The sequence below is a fragment of the Streptodolium elevatio genome, assembly GCF_040649515.1.
GTDB classification, from domain to species: Bacteria; Actinomycetota; Actinomycetes; order Streptomycetales; family Streptomycetaceae; genus Yinghuangia; species Yinghuangia elevatio.
The window spans coordinates 31177-50333 of the sequence record NZ_JBEZFP010000028.1 but is presented as its reverse complement, the minus strand read 5'-3'; the positions used below and the strand labels follow the sequence as shown (position 1 = coordinate 50333).

The 19157-nt window shown below is 72.6% G+C and carries 12 protein-coding genes and 1 pseudogene; 12 read left to right on the top strand and 1 reads right to left on the bottom strand.

Annotated features, from left to right (window positions below; genetic code table 11):
• Nucleotides 1–198: 198 nt before the first annotated feature.
• Nucleotides 199–1728 (bottom strand): LCP family protein, encoded by a 1530-nt coding sequence (locus tag AB0C36_RS13690; protein WP_358353301.1) that lies wholly within the window; start codon nt 1726–1728, stop codon nt 199–201.
• A 306-nt stretch (nt 1729–2034) separates the two neighbouring features.
• Between AB0C36_RS13690 and AB0C36_RS13685 the strand changes: the two are divergent.
• From AB0C36_RS13685 to AB0C36_RS13630, 12 genes and pseudogenes are all read left to right on the top strand, one after another.
• Nucleotides 2035–3015, top strand: a pseudogene (locus AB0C36_RS13685) (glycosyltransferase family 2 protein); the annotation flags it as partial.
• 344 nt (nt 3016–3359) lie between these two features.
• Nucleotides 3360–4532 carry a glycosyltransferase family 4 protein gene (locus tag AB0C36_RS13680; RefSeq protein WP_358353299.1) on the top strand — a complete coding sequence of 391 codons (1173 nt, stop codon included), beginning with the start codon at nt 3360–3362 and terminating at the stop codon, nt 4530–4532.
• 78 nt (nt 4533–4610) lie between these two features.
• Nucleotides 4611–5888, top strand: a complete 1278-nt coding sequence (locus AB0C36_RS13675) for a glycosyltransferase family protein (protein WP_358353297.1) — start codon at nt 4611–4613, stop codon at nt 5886–5888.
• A gap of 133 nt (nt 5889–6021) precedes the next feature.
• Complete coding sequence (locus AB0C36_RS13670) at nt 6022–7515, top strand: glycosyltransferase family 4 protein (RefSeq protein ID WP_358353295.1); 1494 nt, start codon at nt 6022–6024, stop codon at nt 7513–7515.
• Entirely contained in the window at nt 7515–11108 is a 3594-nt protein-coding gene (locus tag AB0C36_RS13665) for a glycosyltransferase (RefSeq protein ID WP_358353293.1), read from the top strand. The genes AB0C36_RS13670 and AB0C36_RS13665 overlap by 1 nt, the downstream gene beginning before the upstream one ends.
• Complete coding sequence (locus tag AB0C36_RS13660) at nt 11108–12694, top strand: glycosyltransferase (protein WP_358353291.1); 1587 nt, start codon at nt 11108–11110, stop codon at nt 12692–12694. Before AB0C36_RS13665 ends, AB0C36_RS13660 begins: the two co-directional genes overlap by 1 nt.
• A 17-nt stretch (nt 12695–12711) precedes the next feature.
• Entirely contained in the window at nt 12712–14163 is a 1452-nt protein-coding gene (locus AB0C36_RS13655) for a glycosyltransferase (RefSeq protein WP_358353348.1), read from the top strand.
• 233 nt (nt 14164–14396) lie between these two features.
• Complete coding sequence (locus tag AB0C36_RS13650; protein WP_358353289.1) at nt 14397–15332, top strand: ABC transporter permease; 936 nt, start codon at nt 14397–14399, stop codon at nt 15330–15332.
• Nucleotides 15316–16182, top strand: coding sequence for an ABC transporter ATP-binding protein (locus AB0C36_RS13645; RefSeq protein ID WP_358353287.1), 867 nt, complete (start codon nt 15316–15318; stop codon nt 16180–16182). The genes AB0C36_RS13650 and AB0C36_RS13645 overlap by 17 nt, the downstream gene beginning before the upstream one ends.
• 10 nt (nt 16183–16192) lie before the next feature.
• Nucleotides 16193–17341 carry a glycosyltransferase gene (locus AB0C36_RS13640; protein ID WP_358353285.1) on the top strand — a complete coding sequence of 383 codons (1149 nt, stop codon included), beginning with the start codon at nt 16193–16195 and terminating at the stop codon, nt 17339–17341.
• A gap of 64 nt (nt 17342–17405) precedes the next feature.
• Nucleotides 17406–18050, top strand: a complete 645-nt coding sequence (locus AB0C36_RS13635; RefSeq protein WP_358353346.1) for an acyltransferase — start codon at nt 17406–17408, stop codon at nt 18048–18050.
• On the top strand, nt 18050–19138 hold the full coding sequence (locus tag AB0C36_RS13630) for a DegT/DnrJ/EryC1/StrS family aminotransferase (protein ID WP_358353283.1): 1089 nt from the start codon (nt 18050–18052) through the stop codon (nt 19136–19138). Before AB0C36_RS13635 ends, AB0C36_RS13630 begins: the two co-directional genes overlap by 1 nt.
• The last annotated feature ends 19 nt before the right edge of the window (nt 19139–19157 follow it).

The window sequence follows — 19157 nt, the reverse complement described above, 5'->3', positions numbered from 1 at the left end:
CGGACTACGACGTGACTGTGGCCCGGTTGGTACGACTGTGTCCGCTTGTTGACCCCCGACCCGAGCACCGCCCGTCCCCGGCGCCCGCCGCGGAGCGAAGGGAGCGCCCCTAGGCGTTCGCCGCCGCCACCCGCGTCGCCGCCGCCACCCGCGTCGCCGCCGCCACCCGCGTAGCCGCCGCCACCCGCGTAGCCGCCGTCACTTGCACACCACCTTGTCGCCCGTGGTCGCGGTGATCGCGGGCGCCGGGCCGGAGGGCGGGCCGCCGGCGCTCGGGGCGGAACCGCTTGTGACGGGTGCCGAGGCGGCGGCCACCGGGGTGACCCCGGCGTACTGCGACCCGACGACGACCTCGATCGTGCGGCCCAGGCCCTCGACCGGCGCGAGCTTCGAGCCGGGCAGCGCGGTCGCGACGGTCTGCACCGAGCGGTCCCAGCGCGGGTCGTACCGGATGACGGTCTGGGTGACCCCGGTGACCCCGATCGCCTGCCCGCCGCGCGCGGCGGCGTTCATCTTGAACCCGGCCGCCGACAGGTCGGTGTGCGCCCTGCCACCCAGCCCCTGGGTGTCGGTGCCGTTGTAGACCTGCACCCACACCTCGGACGGCGGCACTTCCACGGTCGCGGGGGCGTGCGGCGCGGGGGACTGGCCCTTGCCGGACGGGGTGGGCTTGGGCGGTTCGAGTACGTCGCGGTCGTCGCGGATGGCGTCGAAGAGCACGCGCGCGCCGGCCTCGTCCCACAGGACCGTCGATCCCCAGTCCTTGACCTGGTGGTCCATGGTCTTGAGCGGGATCTGGGCGTACGTCACACCCGAGTTGGACATGCCCTTCATCTTGGTGCCGAGGTCGAGCAGGCTCTTTATCCCGAGGTCTTTGTCCACCGTCAGGGAGTTGAGTGCCGCCTCCAGCACGCCCTTCAGCTTGACCGGGTTGGCCAGCGTGCCGGTGCTGGTGGCGCGGGCCAGGATCTGCGACATGAACTTCTGCTGCCGCTGCGTGCGGCCGATGTCGCCGGTCGGGTCGCTGGCGATGTAGCGGGCGCGCACGTACTTCAGCGCGTTCACACCGTCCAGATGGGTGGTCCCGGCCGGCAGGTCGAGGCCCGACTTGGGGTCCTTGAGCGGTACGGGCGTGCACATGTCGACCCCGCCGAGCTTGTCCACGACGTCGACGAACGCCAGGAAGTTCACCTCGATCCAGTGGTCGATCCGGATGTTGGTGGCCCGCTCGACCGTCGCGATGGTCAGCGGGCGCCCGCCCAGCGTGTACGCCGCGTTGATCTTGCCCTTGGACTCGCCGACCTGTTGCCCGGTGCGCTTGTCCGTGTGCGCCGGGAAGGTGACGTAACTGTCGCGCGGGATGCTGACCACCGTCGCCTTGTCGCGCTTGGCGTTGAGGTGGACGATCATCATGGTGTCCGTGCAGTCGCAGCTCTCGCCGCCGGCGTGCAGCTCGTTGAGCCGGGCGCGCGAGACGCCCTCGCGGCTGTCCGTGCCGACGACCAGGAAGTTGAGGTCGTCGTCGGAGCCGGTGCCCGGACGGTCGTCCAGGCCCGCGAAGGGGTCGACCCGGTTGATCTTGCCGTCCAGGTACTTGACCCAGGCCCAGCCGATGCCGCTCGTGAGCAGGACCAGTACGGCCAGGAACCCGGTGATGGTCATCGCCCACCGGCGGGCCGGGCGTGCGGGGGGCGGGGTACGTCCGGCTGCCGTGTTGCGCGTCGCCATGCCCTGCTCTTCCCCTCCTCCGCCCGGACGGGTCTCCCTCGGGCACCGCCTGATGGCGGCGGTCCCCGCACAACCACTGCCCCGTTCCGCGCCGTTCACCCGGGGGCTGACGCGGAGTCACCACCATAGGGTGACCCCCGCGGACGTCCCCCGAAGGCACGCCGGAGCGCCCGGAGGAGATGATCAGGGCGCGGCGGGCCGCCGGACGGTGTCAACACGTTTCCGCTTCCGCAGTACCCTCGGGTCTCGATGAACCCGATCCCGCAGGCTCCCGACGCCCATGACCGCCCCGGCGACCTCCCGCCGCTGCCGCCGACGCCGCCCGTGTCGATCGTCATGCCCGTGCTCAACGAGTCGCGCCACCTCGAAGAGGCGGTGCGCCGCGCGCTCTCCCAGGACTACAAGGGCGAGCTGGAACTCGTGATCGCGCTCGGGCCGTCGACGGACGACACGGACGAGATCGCGGCCCGCCTCGCCGCGGCGGACCCGCGCGTGCGCACCGTGCCCAACCCGAGCGGGCGTACGCCGGCCGCGCTCAACGCCGCGATCAAGGTCGCCCGCCACCCCGTCGTCGTGCGGGTCGACGGCCACGGCATCCTGCCGCCCGAATACGTGCGGACCGCGGTCGCGCTGCTCAGCGACACCGGCGCCGCCAACGTCGGCGGCATCATGGACGCGGAGGGCACCACGGCGTTCGAGGAGGCCGTTGCCGGAGCGATGACGTCCAAGCTCGGCGTCGGCAACGCACGGTTCCACACCGGCGGCGGCGCGGGCCCGTCCGACACGGTGTACCTCGGCGTGTTCCGCCGCGAGGTGCTCGAACGCCTCGGCGGCTACAACGAGGAGTTCGTCCGGGCGCAGGACTGGGAGCTGAACTACCGCATCCGGCAGGCCGGGCACCTGGTGTGGTTCTCACCGGACCTGCGGGTGTCGTACCGCCCGCGGCCCACCGTGAAGGCGCTCGCCAAGCAGTACTTCCACTACGGGCGGTGGCGCCGCGTCGTCACCCGGCACCACAAGGGCTCGGTCAACCCCCGCTACCTGGCCGCGCCCGTCGCGCTGGTCGCGGTCGTGGGCGGCACCGTCGCGGGTGCGGCCGGGTTCCGGCGCGCGTTCGTGCTGCCGGCCGGGTACGCCGCCGCGATCCTCGCCGGCTCGGTGTGGGAGGGACGCGGCCTCAAGCCCTCCGCGCTGGTCCGGCTCCCGGTCGCGATGGCGACCATGCACGGCTCGTGGGCGGTCGGATTTTTGACCAGCCCGCGCGGGCTCGCCGAGCAGGTGGCCGCCGGCACCGCCGCCGACATCGGCTCGGGTACGGACGCGATGGCACGCGCCGCCGAGGCCGACGCGGCCGCCGTCGCCGAGACCGAGGCCGCGATCGACGCCGTGATCGCGGCGGAGATCGAGGCCGAGGCGGCGGTCGAGGCCGAGATGGAGGCCGATGCCGAACTGGCCGAGGAGGCCGAGTCCCAGGCCGAGATCGCGGTCGAGACCGACCCCGACGCGCAGGCGTCGGCAGAGACGGTGGCCGCGGCCGCGGCGGCCGCCGACGCCGGGTTCTTCGTCCTGGCCGCGGAAGCGGACCCGCTGCCGGGGAGCCCCTCCGGCACCGCCGGGGAGACCGACTCGCGGTGAACATCCTGATGCTCGTCATCACCACCGTCGCCACCGACACCCGTGTGGTGCGCGAGGCGACGACACTGGCCGACGCCGGGCACCATGTGCACGTCATCGGCAGGGGCGTGCCCGAGGACTGGACGCCGCCGCGCGGCGTCACCGTCTCGTCCGTCGGCGGCGCCTCGGTCTTCCAGAAGGCCGGGGCGCCCGTCGGCGGCGGACGCCGGCTCCCGCCGCACATGCGGGCGGCGCGCTGGGCGCTGCTGCCGCAGCACCGCGCGTCGGCGTTCGCGGCGTGGGGCCGAGCGGCCCGCACGGACGCGCTGGCCCGCACCTTCGACGTTGTGCACGCCCACGACTTCAACACCCTCGAACTGGGCGCCGAACTGGCCCGCGAGCGCCGCGTGCCGCTGGTCTACGACACCCACGAACTGTGGTCGGGCCGCCCTCGCGTGGGCCGGCCGACCCCGGTGCGCGCCGCGCGCGAGGCCAAGGTCGAAGGCGAACTGGGGGCCGAGGCGGCCGCGGTCATCACGGTGGGCGAGGGTGTCGCCGACGCCCTGCGCGCCCGCTACGACTGGTCGCACGTCACCGTCGTGCACAACACCTTCCCCAGCGGTACGGCCGCCGCCGACGTGCCGCTGCCGGACACCCCCACGGGCGCGGTGTACGCGGGGCGGATCGCGCCCTACCGCGAGATCGAGGCGATCGTCACCGCCGCCCGCGAACTGACCGACCTCGACGTCACGCTGGTCGGACCGGCCGACGACACGTACCTCGCCGCCCTCGACCGCGGGCCTGTGCAGGTGCTCGGCGCGCTGCCGGTGGACGACGTCGACGCGCTGCTGCGGCGTACCGGACTCGCGCTCGTGACGCACTCGGACCGCTGGGAGAACCACCGGCTCGCGATGCCCAACAAGCTGTTCCACGCGGTGCGGGCCGGGGTGCCGGTCATCGCCACCGACGTGCGGGAACTCGCCCGCGTGGTACGGCAGCACGACCTGGGCACGCTCTACCGGCCGGGCGACGCCGCGTCGCTGGCCGCCGCCGTGCGCGAGGCCCGCGACCGCTACCCGGAACTGCTGGCCAACGTCCGCGCCGCCGAACCGCTGCTGTCCTGGGAGCACGACGCCGAGACGCTGCTGCGGCTGTACGCGGACCTGCCCGTGCCCGACCGCACCTCCTGACCGGCCCCGCGAGCCCGCCGGCCGGACCACCCGCCCACCGCACTCCGCCCGTCCGCGAACGCAGGAAGACACGCCGCCATGACGTCACTCCGGGTTCTCTACGCTCCCCGCGACATCGCCGGGCAACCCAGCACCTGGGCCCGCGGAATGCGCGCGCTCGGCGTCCACGCGGAGGTGTGGAGCTTCGGCGAGCCGGCCTTCGGCATCGTGCCCGACCGGGTGTGGGACGCCGACCGCCTGCTCGCCGAACCCGAGTACCGCTGGCAGGTCCTCGACCACGCGGTCCGCAACTTCGACGTCTTCCACTTCCAGTACGGCCGCTCGCTCCTCAACGCCCACGAGCCGCTCCTGCCCGCCCTGTGGGACCTGCCCCTGCTGCGCTCGCTCGGCAAGAAGGTCTTCATGCACTGGCACGGCTCCGACGTGCGGCTGCGCAGCGTGCACATGGAGCGGGAGCCCGACTCGTACCTGAAGGACGCGGTCGTCGACGAGGTGCGCATCCACGCCATGGTCGAGATCGCCCGGCGGCACAGTGACCGCATGTTCGTCTCCACGCCGGGCCTGCTCGACTACGTGCCGGACGCCGAACTGGTGCCCTTGGCCATCGACGCCGAGGCGTGGCGCACCGAGCGTGGGCCCGAACCGCGCGTGCCGGTCGTCGTGCACCTGCCCTCCAAGCGCGCCACGAAGGGCTCGCACCTGGTCGACGCCGCGCTGGCGCCGCTGCACGAGGAGGGCGTCGTCGAGTACCGGCCGCTGTCCGGGCTGTCGCACAGCCAGGTCAAGGCCGAGTTCGCGCGCGCCGACATGATCGTCGACAGCCTGACCATCGGCGACCACGGCATGGTGTCCGTCGAGGGCATGGCCTGCGGCGCGATCGCCATCGCGCACGTGCACGAGCGCAACCGCGCCCGGGTGCCCGGCTGCCCGGTGGTCGAGGCGGTCGGTGCCGACCTCGGGGACGTCGTACGCCGCCTCGCCGGCGACCCCGACGAACGCGCCCGCCTGCGCGCCGAATCGGTGGCCTGGGTGCACAAGCGCCACGATCTGGGCACGGTGGCACGGCAGTTGCTGGACGCGTACCGCGAACCGCCGGTCAAGGTGGTCGCCGACCGCCCCGACTGGCCGGTGGTCGAAGGCCGGGGCCGCATCACCGCCCTGGAGGCCGAGCTGTCGCGGCTGCGCCAGGCGCTGGGCCGCCAAGGCGACCGCGCCGCGACGGTCCCGCCGCGCTCGGTGCGCGACCGGATCGAGGACAACCCCCGCGTCCACCTGCTGGTGCGGCGCCTGGACGGGGCCCGCAAGCGCGCCCGGGTGAAGCTGGTCAAAATGGGCGCGCTGCGCAAGCGGTCCTGATCCCGGCGACACCGCGCCCCGCGGCCCGCGCGCTGTCCCCGAGCGGAATCGCCGGGCGTGGCAAACTGACCGCGTGATCCGGGCCCACGCACCCGGCCTTGACCACCGCACAGTCGAGAGAGAGTGACCCGCAGTGCAGGGAGCAGAGCAGCGGCCGCGGCTCGCGGTCATGGTCGTCAGCAACTTCGTCGACGGCGACTCGCGCGTGCAGAAGACCGCGCGGTCGGTCGCCGAGGCCGGGTGGGACGTCGTGCTGCTGGGCCGGGCACGCGGGAACACCCGCGAGGAGTACACGATCGGCGACGCGCGGGTGATCCGCGTACCGCTGCGCATGACCGCCCAGACGTACCGCAAGGACAACCCGCCGCGCGGGGTCGCGGGACGCCTCGGCTACCGCTCCGGCGAGCAGGCGCGCATGCGCGTCGACGCGCGCCGCGCCCTGCGCGCCGACCTGGAGGTCGAGCGCCGCCTCGCCGCCCTCGGCGACGACGACCTCGCCGCCAAGCTGCGGCTTACCGGGCTGACCGCGGCCGACCGGGCGCGCGGCTACTGGATCGAGGCCCGGCGCAGGCTCTACGAGCGGTCCGCGGCCAAGGCCAAGAAGCCGGGCGGGCGCACGCGCCTGGCCGTCGGCCTCGGCCGGGACGGCGGCGCGTGGCTCACCCAGCCCCAACTGGTCGACTTCGACACCGCGTTCACTCCCGTAATCGCCGAACTCAAGCCGGACCTGCTGCACGCCCACGACTTCGACACCGTGGGACTCGTGGTGCGCGCGGGGCTCAAACTGCGCGGCACGGGGCACCCCGTGAAGATCGTCTACGACGCGCACGAGTACATCGCGGGCTGGGAGCGGCCGGGCGACCCCGCGTTCCGCCCGGCGATGGCCGCGCAGGAACGCAAGTACATCCGCCTCGCCGACGGCGTCATCACCGTCTCCGACGCCATCGCCGACCTGCTGGCCGCCGACCACGGCCTGGAAGTGCGGCCGACCGTGGTCTGCAACGCGCCGACCGTCGCCGAGCTGGCCTCGGGGGACGACGCGGACACGGTGCCCGACGTACGTGCCGCCGCCGGGCTCGGTCCCGACGTGCCGCTGATGGTGTACGCCGGGATGACCGCGCCCGAACGCTCGCTGGAGACCGCCGTCGCGGCCCTGCCGTCGCTGCCGGACGTGCACCTCGCGATGGTCACCGCACGCAACCCGTACGTCGACGCGCTGGAGCGGCAGGCCCGCGACCTCGGGGTGGCCGACCGGCTGCACATCCTGCCGTACGTCAAACCGCACCAGGTGGTGGGCCATCTCGCGGCCGGCAGCGTCGGCATCGTGACGTCGCTGCACTCGCCGAACTACGAGCTCTCGCTGCCCAGCAAGTACTACGAGTACCTCAACGCCCGCCTGCCGCTGGTGGTGTCCGACCTGCGCACGGTCGGCGCGTTCACGCGGGAGCAGGGGATCGGCGAGGTGTTCCCGGCGGGCGACAGCGAGGCGTTCGCGGCCGGAGTGCGGGCGGTGCTCGCGGACCGCGACAAGTATGTGAAGCCCTACGACGGGGACCTGCTCGCCCGCAACACGTGGGAGGCCCAGGTGCCCGAACTGCTGGGACTGTACGAGCGGTTGGCGGGCTGATGGCGGCGTCCCGGCCCGCAGCCGCAGCAGTGCCGTCCGCCGCGGTGGCCGCCGTCCCCGCGCCCCGTGCGGCCGGCGCGCCGCCGCGCCTCGTACTGCTGCGCATGAACTGGATCACCGGCGACTCGCGCATCCAGAAGCTCGCGCTGGGCATGGCGGAGCGCGGCTGGGACGTCGTGGTGCTCGGGCGGTCGCGTACCGCGGCCCGGGAGGTGACCACGCTCGGCGACCCGGAGCGCGGCGCGGCCACGGTCATCCGTGTCCCGGTGCCCGCGGTGGTGGCCCCCTACCGCCGGTCGCGGCGCCTGCGCGGGGTGCTGGGCCGCATCGGCTTCCTGAGCCGCGAGGACGAGGTCGCCGACCGCGTCGCGGTCAACTTCCTGCGGCGCGAACAGGCCGCCGAAGAGGCCTTCGTCGAGACGCCGGCCGACCGCGTGCGGCACACCCTCAAGGGCGCGGGCGTGACCGCAGCGCGGGCCCGTCACATGGTGCGCCGCGAGGCCACCCGCCGACACGCCGCCCGTATGGCGCGCGTCGCCCGGCCGGGCGCGAAGGCCCGTGCGGTGGCCTACTCCTACCTCGCCGAGGGCTCCGGCTGGCGTGCCACACAGCCGCAACTGGTGGACTTCGAGGCCGCGTTCGGCCCGGAGATCGATGCGCTGCAACCCGACATCGTGCACGCGCAGGACATCACCGCGCTCGGTGTCGGCGCGCGGGCGGTCGAACGTGCGCGCCGCGCGGGCCGCAAGGCCGTGATGATCTACGACGCGCAGGAGTTCATCGCGGGCGCCGGCTACCCGGATCCGGAGCAGAAGGCCGCGTACGTCGGCCTCGAACGCGAACTGATCGCCCGCGTCGACGGCGTCGTGACCGTCTCCGACACCCTCGCCGACATGCTGCGGGACCGCTACGACCTGCGGGACCGCCCGACGGTCGCCACCAACGCGCCGCGCCTGACCCGGCCCACGGGCGGCACCGGGCGGGGCGTGCGCGGCGCGGCCGGCCTGCCCGACGACGTCCCGGTGCTGGTCTACTCCGGCTGGCTCGCTCCGGAGCGCGGCGTCGACACCCTGGCCGAGGCTCTGGTGCGCCTGCCCGATGCGCACGTCGTCGTGGTCGCGGGCGACCGCCGCCCCTACTTCGCGGTGCTGGAGGCGCGCGTCGCCGAACTGGGGGTGGGCGACCGCTTCCACTTCGTGCCCTACGTCGACCCCGAGCAGGTCGTCGACCACCTTTCCTCCGCCACGATCGGCATCATCCCGCTGCGGCACCTGCCCAACCACGAGATCTCGCTGATCACCAAGTACTACGAATACATGCACGCCGGGCTGCCCATCGTCGTCTCCGACGTGAAGACGATGGCGGCCTTCACGCGCGAACTGGGCTGCGGCGAGGTGTTCGAGGCCGACGACGCGGAAGGCCTCGCCGCCGCGGTCCGCAAGGTCCTCGCCGACCGCGAGCGGTACGTCAAGCCGTACGCCGCGGACGGGCTCCTGGAGGAGCACTCCTGGGACCGCCAGACCGAGAACGTCGCCGCGTTGTACGAGCGCCTCACCGGACTCGTGCCCGAACCGATCGCGTCGGGCACGCTCGCGGCGGAACTCGCCGCGGGAGCGGCCGGATTCGCGGACCTGGCCGCCGACGCGCCGACGGTGGCACCGGCGGCCGTCGCCGAAGGGCGCCCGCCGGCCGAACTCACCGACGCCGCGGGCATCCCGGCCCCCGCCGCGCGCAGCGTGGTGCTCGTCGCGTCCGCGACCGGGGTACGCCGCGGCGTGGTCACCGCACTCGCCGACCGGGCGCGCGCCGAGGGCCATGACACCGTCGTCCTGGCCCCGGACCCCGACGGCCCGGGCGACAGCACCCGCCGCCCGCCGCAGGCCCCCGACGCCGCCCAAGTGCTCCTCGTCCCGGCGCCGCGCACCGTCGCCGCGGGCCGCGACCGCAGGCGCGGGACGGACGAGTCCGTGGCCCGTGCGGCCCGCACGTACGCGGAGTTCCTGGGCCGCAAGAGCAGTTCGTTGTTCGAGCGACTGCCGGACCTGCCCTCGGTCGGCTGGCGCGCCGCACTGCCCGAGGCGGTCGACACCGAGGTCGCGCTCGCGCCCGTGCTCGACGCGCTGGCTCCCGAAGTGGTGCACGCGTGCGACCCCGTGGCGCTCCTGATCGCCTCGCACGCGGCCGCCCGGGCGAAGAAGTCCGGACGCAAGCTGGTCGTCGAGTACCACCGCCCTGGCGCCGACCCGACGGGTCTTCCGGAGACCCACGAGGCGCGCCGCGCGCTGCGCAGCCTCGAACGCCTGTGCACACCACGGGCGAACCGCGTGCACTCGACGCCCCCGACGCCGACACCTGACACTCGCGGGGCAGCAGGCAGTCCCACCGCGTCGACCCAGGGGGCCGGTGCATCCGGGGCCGGGTCACCGACGTCCGCGGTCTCGGCGGACGCGGAATCGGTTGCGCAGGCGGTCACCGTGTCCTTCGGTTCGCAGCTGCGGTCCGTCGCGGCGGGTTCCCCGCCCGGCTCGGCGTCCCTGATGATCGGGCCCGCCAACATGGCCGGCCAGGGATGGGCCTGGGGGCAGGCCGCGGAGCGGCATCTCGGCGTACCGGCCGAGGTCTTCGCGTTGCGGCGAGAGGGCCCGCTGCGGTTCCCCGCCGACCGTTACCTCACCACCGCGGGCTGGGAGTCGGTGGTCGTGCACCTCGCGTTGCGGCGGCACGCCGTGCGTACGGCAACGCACGTACTGCTCGAATCGGGACTGCCGTTGACCGGCAAGGCCGCGCGGTCGGGGCGTTTCTCCGGGGACGCCGACGTGCTGCGCGACGCGGGGATCGCCGTGGGGCTGGTGTTCCACGGATCCGATGTGCGCGACCCGCGCCGGCACCGCGAACTCTACGCCGAGTCGCCCTTCGCCGATCCGAACAGCCAGGTGTCGCAGGACCTTCAGCCGCGTTACGACGCGCGCATGCGCGATGTGGCCGACTGGGACGGACCGGTCTTCGTCTCGACCCCCGACCTGCTGGACTTCGTCGTCGAACGGTGGCCGCACGCGGTGTGGCTGCCCGTCGTGGTCGACCTGGCCGCGTGGCGCCCCGGCGACGAACCGCTGCGCCGCGACAAGCCCGTTGTGCTGCACGCCCCTTCGCGCGGCACGCTGAAGAGCTCCCCGGTCGTGGACGCCGTCGTCGGCGACCTCGCCGCGCGCGGCCTGGTCGAGTACCGCCGCGTCGAAGGGGTCCCGCCGACCGACATGCCCGCGCTCGTGGCGGACGCCGACATCGTGATCGACCAACTTGCGATCGGGAACGTCGGCGTCCTCGCCGCCCAGGCGATGGCCGCCGGGCGCGTCGTCGTCGGACACGCGGCGCCCAGCGTCCGCGAGCGCTTCACCGGCGGAGTGCCGCAGGTCGAGGCGACCCCGCAGACGCTGCGCACCGTGCTGACCGGGCTGCTCGACGAGCGCGACGCGGCCCGCGAAGTCGCGGCCCGCGGGCCCGCGTTCGCGGCGGCCCACCATGACGGCCGCCGGTCCGCGGCGGCACTCGCTTCCTTTCTCGCCAGGCATGCACCATCCCAGGGAGAGACCTGATGGCCGAAACGGAATCCGTCGTGACCGAGGGCGGGGCTGACGCGGGCGACGCGGGCGAGACGGCCGAGGCGGTGCCGGAGAACGCGCGGCGTGCGCTGCCGCGCGTCGTCCTGACGGCGGACGCCCCGGTGGGCAAGGCCGGGCCGGAGATCTCGGCCGGGCGCGCGCTCGCCGACGCCGGCAACTACGTGCTGCTCGCGGCGCCCGCCGAGGCCGCCGAGGTGTCCACGACGGCCGCCGTGTCGGACACGGGCGTGCTGCGTGTGCTCAATGTGCCGGTGGATGCCGATGCGGCCGCCGAGATCTCGGTGGCCCGCTCGAACGTCGCGGCGCTGGCCGGCTCGGGCCTGGTGACGGGACTGCGCCGCAAGCTGGCCCGCCGCAAGCTCGCCGCGGTGCGCGACCGGGTGTGGCAGGCCGCGGCCGCGGACGCGCGGTGGGGGGAGCGGTGCGAGGCGGCGTTCCGGCCGTACGCCGAGGCGTTCGCACCGGTCGCGCAGGCCCCTGTCGGGCAGGCCGCGACCGTCGACGCCAAGGGCGCCGTACCCGAGGGCGTGGTGCTGGGCGTCGGGCCCACCAACATGGCCGGGCAGGGCTACGAATGGGCGCGCGCCGTGGAGCGCCGGCTGCCGGGAGTGCGTGCGGAGACGTTCACCCTCAGCTCCGGCAACACCTTCGGGTTCGCCGCGGACCGCACCATCTCGACGGACGACTGGCTGTCGCGCACCTGGCAGTTGGGGCAGCTGGCCTACGTCCTCGACAACTACTCGCACGTGCTGGCGGAGTGCGCGATGCCGCCGTTCGGCAGGCTCAACGGCCCGTGGGCGAACTTCGACCTCGCCGAACTGGCCGCCGCCGGGGTGGCGGTGGGGCTCGCGTTCCACGGCTCGGAGATCCGCGACCCGGCCGCGCAGCGCGCCCGGGTGCCGTTCTCGCCGTTCGACCCCGACCACGAGCTCACGCGTGCGCTGCAGAGCAAGGTGGACCGGTTGGGGCCGGTCGTCCGGGCCATGGACGTACCGAAGTTCGTGTCGACGCCCGACCTGCTGCACGACGTCCCGGACGCGGCCTGGCTGCCGGTCGTCGTGGACCCGCAGGTGTGGGCCACCGACAAGAAGCCGCTCCGCCGGGAGCGGCCCGTGGTGGTGCACGCCCCGTCCAGCCCGTTCACCAAGGGCACCGGGCTGATCGAGCCGGTCGTCGAGGAGATGCACGACGCGGGGCTGATCGAGTACCGCCGGATCAAGGGCGTGCGGGCGTCGGAGATGCCCGCGCTGCTGGCCGACGCGGACATCGTGCTCGACCAGTTCGTGTTCGGCTCGTACGGCGTCATGTCCGTACAGGCGATGGCGGCCGGCCGCGTCACCGTCTGCTACCTGCACGAGTCGGTCACCGAACACCTGCCCGACGACGTCCCCATGGTCAACGCCGACCCGGATACGCTGGGAAGCGAGCTGGAACGCATCCTCGCGGAGCGCGACGAGGCCGGGAAACTGGCGGCGCGGGGACCGGCTTATGTCCGCGACAACCACGACGGCACCCGCAGCGCGCGCGTCCTCGCCGAGTTCCTGGGGGTCACACCGTGACACGGCCTCGCGTGGCCATGCTGGTGGCCAACGACATCACGCGGGACTCCCGCGTGCAGAAGGTCGCGTACTCGGCGGCCGAGGCGGGCTTCGACGTCCTGCTGCTCGGCTACGACGCGAACGCGCCCGCGGTGCCGACCAGGACGACGCACATCGGTGCGGCGCGGGTCGTGCGGACCGGGCTGTCCAACCGCTTCAAGCTGAAGTCCGAGCAGTACGCGCACGCCACCGCGCCGGCCGACCGGGCCAGGGCGGGCGCGCTTCGCGCGGCGAGCTTCGCGACCCGCATGGACTACAAGGCGCGCCGCCGCCTGATGAAGAGCGTCAAGGAGCCGGGTACCGGTGGTCCCGGGGTCAAGGACAAGGCCAAGGAGACGCTCTGGAAGGTCTACATCCGCGACGGTGACTGGCGGCGTACCGCACGTCACCTGCTGCTCCTGGAGGACGCCTGGAGCGCCGTGGTGGAGGAGTTCCGGCCGGACGTGATCCACGCGCACGACATGCACACCCCGGGCATCGGTGTCCGGGTCGCCGACCGCATCGCGCGCGCGGGGGGCAAGCGCCCCAAGGTGGTGTATGACGCCCACGAGTACGTCGAGGGCGTGCACATGCCGACCCAGCGGAAGCTGGCGTACACGGGTCTGGAACGGGAGTTCGTGCGCCGCGCGGACGCCGTCGTGACGGTGTCGCCGACGCTCGCCGACATGCTGCTGGAGAAGTACGCGCTGCGCACCCGGCCGACCGTCGTCGCCAACGCGCCGATGGTGGACCTCGATCCGGGCGCGGAGCAGGACAAGGTCACCGGGATACGGGAGACCATCGGTTTGTCCGACGAAGTGCCGCTGCTGGTCTACAGCGGGGCCATCTCGCCCGCACGCGGCGTCGACATCATGGTCGAGGCGCTGCCGTTGCTGGACGGTGTGCACGTGGCCGTCGTGTGCGGTGACAGGAAAGACCCCTATGTCCGTTCGTTGGTCGCTCGTGCGGGTGAACTTGGCGCGGGCGACCGGATCCACACGGTTCCGTACGTCGCGCCGCACCACGTCCCGGAGTTCCTTTCGTCGGCGACCATCGGGGTGATCCCGATCCTGCACACCGTGAACCACGAGATCGCACTGATCACAAAGTATTACGAGTACATGCACGCCAAACTGCCCATCGTGGTCTCCGACGTGGAGGCGATGGCGGACAAGACGGTCGAACTCGGGTGCGGCGAGGTGTTCGCGGTGCGCACGACCGACGAAGTGGCGGACGCCGCTTTGCGCAAGCGGGACGCGGAAGCCTTCGCGGAAGCGGCCGGCAAGGTCCTGGCGGACCCGCGGAGCTACGCCGCGGCGTACACTGAATCGCTTCTGGCCGAGAACTCTTGGGAGGGCCAGGCGAGTGTCCTCGTGGCGCTCTACGGCGCGCTTGCGGGCCGGGCTCCGGAGCCTCTGCCGGGACACCGCCCGTTCGCCGAAGCGGAGTGATCCGGGAACCAAGTGAGCTGCCAGGGACGACTGTGACGCTGAGGAGTGTGCATGATCCGGATGGTCCGCGATCGATGGGCGATCAAGGAATCCGGTAACCTCGGCGGCGCCGCCGCGCGGCCGTCCGAACGTCGGGACGTCCGTGTGTGCTCCGACCACAGCCCCCGACCGGTATCACCGGTATCGTCGGTATCCACCCGTACGGAGCGGTTCGCGGTCGTCAGTTCCGAGGGGTGTACCCCGCAGCCGAGGAGAAGCCGGTAGTGGCGGTCATGGATGCCGAGGCGCAGGTGGCGAAGAAGAGCCGTGCGGCCGAGAGCGTGCCAGTGCACGTATACGAGCCGTACACCGCCCACCTGCCTCCGCTCAAGACGTATATGCACGACCTGGGGCAGCGGAGACGCTTTGCGTACCGCATGGCCCACGCGACCCTGAAGGGCCGCAACTACGAGACGGTGTTCGGGCAGCTGTGGCTGGTGATCAACCCGCTGCTGCTGGCCGCCGTCTACTTCATGCTCGTGACGGTCCTGACCGGATCGCACGAGGGCGGGGCGATGAAGGGCTTCACCCTCATCCTCTGCGGCTTGTTCTCGTACTACTACACGCGCAACATCGTGCAGCTGTCGTCGACGTCGATCACCGGCGGCGGCAAGATGATCATGAACATGGCGTTTCCGAAGGCGTTGCTTCCGCTTTCCTCGCTGTTCTCGTCCTTCATGATGTACTGGCCGACGCTCGTGGTGTACGCCATCGCGCACTTCGCCGCCGGGCGCTCCGTCGGCATCGCGTTCACGTGGCTGATCCCCATCTTCGTGATCCAGACCGTATTCAGTTTCGGCTGCGGGCTGTTCTTCGCGGCGATGGCGGTCTACTTCCGCGACACCGCGAGCCTCCTGCCGTACGCGCTGCGGATCTGGATCTACCTGTCGCCGGTGCTGTTCACCGTCGAGCAGGCCAGGGAGAAGCTCGCGGGCAACGAGTGGCTGCTGTGGATCTTCAAGGTCAACCCGCTGTACCCGATCATCGGTTCCTGGAACCAGGTCATCCTGGAGAACCGGGCGCCCGACGGGATGCTCATGTTGTACGGCACGGCCTGGGCGGTCGTGGCCCTGTTCGGTGGAGCCTGGTTCTTCCTGTCCCGGGAGCGTGAATTTGCCTACCGCATCTGACCCCGAGGTCCTGGAGTCCGCCGTGTCCGACGCCGCCGCCCCGGGCGAGGCCGCCGGTCCCGCCCGTCCCGACCCGCGCGACCAGCCGCTCGCGGTCAAGGTCGAGAACCTGGCGATCACCTACCGCACCTCGGTCGAGAAGGTGCCGACGCTCAAGAGCGCGATCAAGCGCGTGGGCCGTCGCGAGCGGATGATCAAGGAGATCGAGGCGGTCAAGGACGTCTCGTGGAGCATCAACCACGGCACGGTGCTCGGCGTGGTCGGTGCCAACGGCGCCGGCAAGTCGACCATGCTGCGCGCCATCGCCGGCATCCTGCCGCCCACCCGGGGCCGCATCGAGGTGCACGGCCGGGTCAGCACCCTGCTCGCGCTGGGCGTCGGCTTCAACAGCCAGCTCACCGGGCGCGAGAACGTCATCCTCGGCGGTCTCGCGCAGGGCAAGAGCGAGGCGGACGTGCAGGCCAAGTACGAGGAGATCGCGGACTTCGCGGAACTGGGCGAGTTCATGGACATGCCCATGAAGTCCTACTCGTCCGGTATGTACCAGCGCCTGGCGTTCTCCGTCGGCGTGCACATGGACCCGGACATCCTGCTCGTCGACGAGGCACTCTCGGCGGGCGACGCGCGGTTCAAGCGCAAGGCCGCCGCCAAGATGGACGAACTGTGCCGGGCGGCAAGGACGATCATCCTTGTCAGCCACGGCATGGCATCGGTGCGCGAGATGGCGAACCACTGCCTCTGGTTGCACAAGGGGAAGCTGATGGACCAGGGCGACCCGGAGACGATCATCGGGGAGTACATGCGCTTCCTCGAGGTCGGCGAAGAGGCGTTCGCGATGGAAGACGTCTGATCCAGAGGCCATGACCGACGCCACCAGCGAGACCAGCAGTGCGGCCGGCCGCACGCCGGGTGACCGCACCCCGATCGACGTCAGCATCATCAGCTCCGGCCACGACGTCGCCGACGCGCGACTGCACCGCACCGCGGCGGCCCTCATCCGGGCGGGCCTGACCGTCGAGGTCATCGCCCTCGGCGACCCGGCCGGCGGACCGCTCGGCGCGCGCATCGTCTCGCTCGGTGCGCGCGGCGGCGCCATCGACCGGGCCCGCCGCGACCTGACCGTGCCCTTCAAGGCACGTGGCAAGGTCGTCATAACCCTGGACCCCGACCTGGTCCCGACCGCCGCCGCCGCCCGGCTGCTGCGCCGCGGCCGACTCGCGGTCGACGTGCACGAGGACTACCTCAAACTGCTGCGCGACCGCCCGTGGGGCAGCAGTTGGAAGGGGCGGGCCGGGGAGTCCCTGGTCCGCCTGTGCACGGCCGTCACCGGCCGCGCCGACCTCACCGTGGTGGCCGACGACCACGTCCCGCCGCTCGCCGCGCGCAGCCGCCTGGTGGTCAAGAACCTCCCCGACATGGGCTACCTGCCGGAGCCCGGGGAACTCGACCCCACCCCCCGCGCCCTGTACATCGGCGACGTGCGCCGCTCGCGCGGGCTGGCCACGATGCTCGCCGCTGTCGAGGCCGCGGACCCGTGGGAGCTCGACATAGTCGGCCCGGTCGCCGGCACCGACAAGGTGTGGCTGGAGGAGTGGCGCCGGTCCTCGCCGGCCGCCAAGCGGGTCCGGCTGCACGGCCGGCTGTCGCCGGAGGCGGCATGGCGGTTCGCCCGCGGCGCGTGGGTGGGATTCGCACTGCTCGACGACACGCCCGCATTCCGCGAGGCGGTCCCCACAAAGCTGTACGAATACCTGGGAAGCGGACTCGCCGTGGTGGCGACCCCCCTCCCGCGTATGGCTAGGATCGTGGGCGAGTCCGGGGCGGGTCGGGTTGTCCGCGACGCCGAGGACGCGGGGCGGGTCCTGCGCGACTGGGCCGACCACCCCGAGGAGCTTTGCGTGATGCGCGAGGCCGCACTCGAGTGGACCGCTCGCCATCTCGCCGGGGTGTCACCCTCCGACGAACTCGCCCGCACCATAAGTGATCTTGTCCGTGCCGCCGAGCGCTGACCCTGACGAGACTGAGGAGCGCTGAGTGGAGTCCACGGGCACCGACCCTTCCGCTGTAAGCGTCATGCCGAGCGCCGATGTCGACGACCGGGCCAAGATCGGTGCCGGGACGATCATCTGGCACCTCGCGCAGGTGCGTGAGGGTGCCGTGCTCGGCTCGGGCTGCATCATCGGCCGCGGCGCGTACGTCGGCCCCGACGTGCAGCTCGGCGACAACGTGAAGCTGCAGAACTACGCGCTCGTCTACGAGCCCGCCCGGCTCGAGGACGGGGTCTTCATCGGCCCCGCCGCCGTGCTGACCAACGACGTGTATCCTCGCTCGGTCAACCCGGAGGGAACCCTCAAGCGCGGGGGTGACTGGGACGCCAAGGGCGTCACCGTGCGGACCGGCGCCGCCATCGGCGCGCGCGCCGTGCTCGTCGCCGGCGTCACCGTCGGGCGCTGGGCGCTGGTCGCCGCGGGCGCCGTGGTGACACGCGACGTACCGGACTACGCGCTGGTCGCCGGGGTGCCGGCGAAGCGCGTGAAGTGGGTGGGCAAGGCCGGGCTCCCGCTGGTCGAGGAGCAGGCCGAGGCGGAGCAGCAGGTCGAACAGCAAACGGGGGAGCACCGCGGCGGCCAGACCCCGGTCGCGCGGCGTTGGGTGTGCCCGGAAACCGGTGCGCGCTATATCGAGATCGACGAAACCCTTTCGGAGGTAACCCCCTGATGGCCGGAACCATCCCCGCCGCGGCGCCGTTCTTCGGCGCGGAGGAGCGTGAGGCGGTCGACCGGGTGCTGCGCAGCGGCATGGTCGCCCAGGGTCCCGAGGTCGCGGCGTTCGAGCAGGAGTTCGCGCAGATCGTCGCCGGCCGTACCTCGGTCGCGGTCAACTCCGGAACCTCCGGCCTGCACCTGGCCCTGATCGCCATGGGCATCGGCCCGGGCGACGAGGTGATCGTGCCGTCGTTCAGCTTCGCGGCGACCGCCAACGTCGTCGCGCTGGTCGGCGCGACCCCGGTCTTCGTGGACGTCGAACCGGACCACTTCTGCATCGACCCGGCCGCCGTCGAGGCCGCGATCACGCCGCGCACCGCCGCGATCATGCCGGTCCACCTGTACGGCCACCCCGCCGACATGGTGCGCCTGGGCGAGATCGCCGAGCGCCACGGCCTCGCGATCATCGAGGACGCCTGCCAGGCGCACGCCGCCGCACTGCACGGCACCCCCGTGGGCGCCTTCGGCAAGACCGCGGTCTTCAGCCTGTACCCCACCAAGAACATGACCTCCGGTGAAGGCGGCATGGTCGTCACCGACGACCCGGAGATCGCCCGCAAGCTGCGCCTGCTGCGCAACCAGGGCATGGAGAAGCGGTACGAGAACGAGGTCGTCGGCTTCAACATGCGGATGACCGACCTGCACGCGGCGATCGGCCGCGTCCAGCTCGGCCGCCTCGCCGGCTGGACCGAGCAGCGCCGCGCCAACGCCGCGTACCTCGACGCCGGCATCGCCGGGTCGGGCATCGTCACCCCGGCGGTCGCGGCCGGTGCCACGCACGTCTACCACCAGTACACCGTCCGGGTGTCCGACGAGGCGTTCCCCGGCGGCCGCGACGCGTTCGCGGCGCGCCTCACCGAGCGCGGCGTCGGCAGCGGCGTCTACTACCCGGTGCCGATCCACCGCCTCCCGTCCTTCGGCCTGACGCTGGATCTGCCGGAGACCGAGCGGGCGGCCCGCGAGGTCCTGTCGCTGCCGGTGCACCCGTCGCTGTCCGAGGGCGACCTCAAGACCGTCGTCGAAGCGGTGGTCGGACAGTGAGCGGGCACAGCCGGCCCAC